At 55.7% G+C, this 3727-nt stretch carries 2 protein-coding genes; both read right to left on the bottom strand.

Annotated elements, in window-relative coordinates:
• Positions 1–792 precede the first annotated feature (792 nt).
• Positions 793–2721 (bottom strand): CHU_0125 family OmpA-like outer membrane integrity protein, encoded by a 1929-nt coding sequence (locus A8O25_RS22085; protein WP_241499126.1) that lies wholly within the window; start codon positions 2719–2721, stop codon positions 793–795.
• A gap of 22 nt (positions 2722–2743) precedes the next feature.
• Positions 2744–3226, bottom strand: a complete 483-nt coding sequence (locus tag A8O25_RS22080) for a hypothetical protein (RefSeq protein WP_066839796.1) — start codon at positions 3224–3226, stop codon at positions 2744–2746.
• Between the last annotated feature and the right edge of the window lie 501 nt (positions 3227–3727).

Genomic DNA, 3727 nt, shown 5'->3' with positions numbered 1-3727 from the left:
GGGGGTGAGCACTGCTGTTAAAACTAGGCCCTCCGGCCTTGCCGCTGAAGCGGCACCGTATTAACAGAGGCGCTCACCCCCAGGACTGGTTTAGGTTCCTCTCCTGATCAGACTTACTTTCTCGGTCTGTTCCAGTAGGTAACCGCTGCTTATCCGCTAGCCTGTGGCGAGCCCGTGCTACGCACATCAGCCAGGGGCAGAAGTATTGTTTTTTTATTGCTGCTTGTTTGCCGCTTTCTCTGGTTCAAGTTTCCAACTTGAACCTATGGTGGCGGAAGCTTTCAGCTTCCATGAGGCGGCAGCCTCACATTACTTCTGCCCTCTATAGCTCCCTCTATGGCGCGGAAGTTACTTACGTGCCTTCTAACTCCGGCTGATACTCCCGCGCTGGCGCGAGTCCCCAGACTCGTGCCTACAGCTGATGGGTGTTCTCAGCCTGCCCTCGCGGCACGGCAGCGAAACCAGACATTGCTGCTTCATTCGTGCTGATTTGCGTAAGGAAAAAATGAAAGGACTCAGAACTCAAGACTCATAACTCAGAACTCACTCTGATGCTCCCCCTTTGAAGGGGGCGAGGGGGATGTTGACACGTGCCGGTCCACGCGTTGCTGAGGTACGGTCACCCGTCATGTGCCCTACGCATGCCAGATAACACCTCTACCGGGAGGGGCAGGTTCTACGCATGGCTGATCCTGCCTTGGAGCAGAAGCTACTCGCTTCCCGGTCCCTCTCAAACAAATCTGGCCTGTCTCGCTTTGGCAAGACAGGCCAGATAACTTGGCTCAGGCTATGCTATTGTTCGTCAATACGCGTCACTTTAAACTCAGTGCGGCGGTTGCGCTGGTGTTCGGCTTCGGTTTTGGCGTTTCTAACTACTGGCTGGGCTTCGCCATAGCCGCGGGCGGTGATGCGCTTAGGATCTATGCCTTTGGAGATGATGTAGTCTACGGCGCTTTGGGCGCGGCGCTGCGAGAGATCCTGGTTGTACTTGTCATTACCGCGGCTGTCTGTGTGTGAACTCAGCTCAATGGTAATGCCGGGGTTGTCTACGAGCGTCTGCACCAGCTTGTCCAGCTCCAGGGCCGCATCTGGCCTGATATCGGCTTTGTCATAGTCATAGAAAATGTTTTCCACCACAATGGCTTTGTTGCGCACAATTTTGGTGAGCGTGAGCGTGGCCGTGAGGCGGATGTCCGTAACGGGTTGGGTCAGTTGGTTCTGCGGCGGCGTTTTGCCCTGGGTCACCACAGATTTACGGTCGGCAAAATACCCGGTCCTCTCCGCCAGTACCGAGTACACGCTGGCGGTATCCAGCTTGAAGGTGAAGTTACCGGCGGCATCAGACAGCACCTCGGCCACTTTGCCGCCCTGGGCCGCCTGTAACGTTACCCGCGCATTGGCCATGGGCGTGGTGGCATTGGTTTTCTCGTTCCGCTCCAGCACCCGGCCGTCTACAAAGAAGTTCACCAGCTTAGGCTTGCGCTTCTCAAAAGAGTACACATCATCACCGCCCTGACCGCCTTCACGGTTGGAGGCAAAGAACCCTCTGTCTTTCTCAGTGTAGAAGATAGAAAAGTCATCTCCCGAAGAATTGATGGGCGTGCCCATGTTGATAACCGAGTCGCCGTTGATCCGGAAGATGTCCAGCCCGCCCAGGCCGGGGTGCCCGTCTGAGGCAATGTACAAAGTGCCGTCTGGCGCCACGTGCGGGAAGGCCTCGTTGCCTGGCGTGTTAATCACCGGACCCAGATTCACCGGGCGTGAAAAGCGGCCACCGGCGTCTAAGGTAGTTTTCCAGATGTCATTCCCGCCCTGGCCGCCTTTGCGGTCTGAGGAGAAGTAGAGGGTGCGCCCATCGGGCGAAAACGCGGGCGTGGCATCCCAGGCGTCATCTATGTTGAAACTCAGCAGCGTTGGCTCAGACCAGGTGCCGGTTTTGAACTGTGACACATACAGGTCTACGTCTTTGCGGCCGCTTTTCTTGCCAGAGTTGCTCCGGGCGAAGACCATGGTGCGGCCCTCATTGGTGAACGCGGGGGTGGCATCATGCATTCCTTCAGCATTCACCTGCCCCGGCAAGGCTTTTACCGGGGCCGCTGCTACCACGCCGGTGTCTGACAAAGCAATGAGGTACAGGTTCTGGAACCCCTCGCCGTTGCCCAGGTATTTGGTTTCTTCGCGGGAGGCCGTGAACAGCAGCCCGCCGCTGTGCACCACGGGGGCATACTCAGACGCGGCGCTGTTGGTGCCCGGTACGGGTTTTACAATCTGGTAAGAAGGGGTGCTCACAATGGAAGGCACCACTTTCAGGTTCTCCACTTCGCGCTGCGCCTCTCTCATGAACCCTTTGTTGGTGGCCACCGCCAGGTAGTTGCGCAGTTGCGCGGCGGCTTCCTCGTATTTGCCGCTCGCCTTCAGGGCCATGCCATAGCGGAAAAGGGTTTCCTCGCTTTTCTGGCCGGCGTCCAGGGCCGCCTTGTAGTGCGGCTCGCCCTGAGAGAGGCGGTTAGACATGCGGTACGCCTCTGCCAGTTTGAAGTTCACCGTGGCCGGGTTCTTCCCTTTCTTCAGCGCCTCCTGGTAATGCTCAATGGCCAGTTGGTATTCGCCTTGGGCAAAGTCTTTGTCACCCTTCTTCACCACGCCCCTGAAGGGGCCGCAGGAGGAGGCGGCCAATGAGAGGGCCAGGCCCAGCACCAGAATGTTGTTTTTCCGCATCATGCACTCATCATGTTTGATGGCTCTAAAAGTAACGGGCGAGCCAGGTATCTTTTGCCGGTTTAGGCCACTGCTCCCGCAGGCCGCCCACCGTTTCTACTAAGGTATCAAAATAAAGCGACTCCGGCGACAGCGACCCTGCGGCCACCAGCTGCTTCACCTCGGCCATGGGCACCGTCTGCACCTGGTTTCCCTGCTGGAACGCCAATCTGGTACGGTCAAATAATTGAACGTGAAACTCCTGCTCTAATTGTCTTAAAAACCCCACTGATTTATCAATGGAGCAACCGCTGGCGGTGGCTACTTTTTCATTGGTAGCCAAGATGATAAAGTGGCGCGCCCGTATTTCAAAAGAAGCCTGCAGGTCATTGCCGTGGCTGCTCCATTCGGTTACGAAACCCTGCAGCCGCTGGTTCATGCTCTCTTCTTCTTCTGGGGTCAGGGGGCGGCTGATCTGGTACACCCACACCCGGCTATACGGTGGCAAGTCTTGAAACGGAACGTACATGTTAAGTAAAGTGCTAATTTTTATAACGAAGTATCACGTAGCAGGTATCACGCAGCAAGACTTCTATGGTTTCTGTTTTCGGGCTGTTTTGGCCAAAACAAGCTGAAAACGCAAATCTTCTTTTCAGCAACCTCTGCCTTACCCGCTCCTGCCGCAAGCTTTCAGCAAGTGATGTTGTATGGTGGAAGTTCTTCAGCTTCCGGCTGGCCTCCATAGTCCCACACGCAAGCGTGCAAATGTGCGGCAATGGGTGTATCTGCTTTTGCTGCATACGGCTCTTGCTCTCTGCCCTTCCGGATTTCAAAGCCGGAAGTTCTCTGCCGGGGATTTCTAATCCCCGTAGTGCGGCGGCTTTCTAAATAGCCCAGCATTGGGGATTAGAAATCCCCAGACAGAAGAATTCGGGATTAGAAATCCCGAATAGCGCAGTCATGCAGGTATCACGTAACAGATATCACGTAGCAAGAGTTTTTCTAACTTCCGTTTTGGCTGTTTGGCAAA

It is taken from the genome of Rufibacter ruber (genome assembly GCF_001647275.1).
Lineage (GTDB): Bacteria > Bacteroidota > Bacteroidia > Cytophagales > Hymenobacteraceae > Nibribacter > Nibribacter ruber_C.
Note: the sequence above shows the minus strand (reverse complement) of the source record. Positions and strands in the feature narration are given on the sequence as shown.

Bases quoted from the DNA above. Each gene is read 5' to 3' on its own strand.
- A8O25_RS22080 (WP_066839796.1), bottom strand. From the start codon at position 3,226: ATGTACGTTCCGTTTCAAGACTTGCCACCGTATAGCCGGGTGTGGGTG.
- A8O25_RS22085 (WP_241499126.1), bottom strand. From the start codon at position 2,721: ATGATGCGGAAAAACAACATTCTGGTGCTGGGCCTGGCCCTCTCATTG.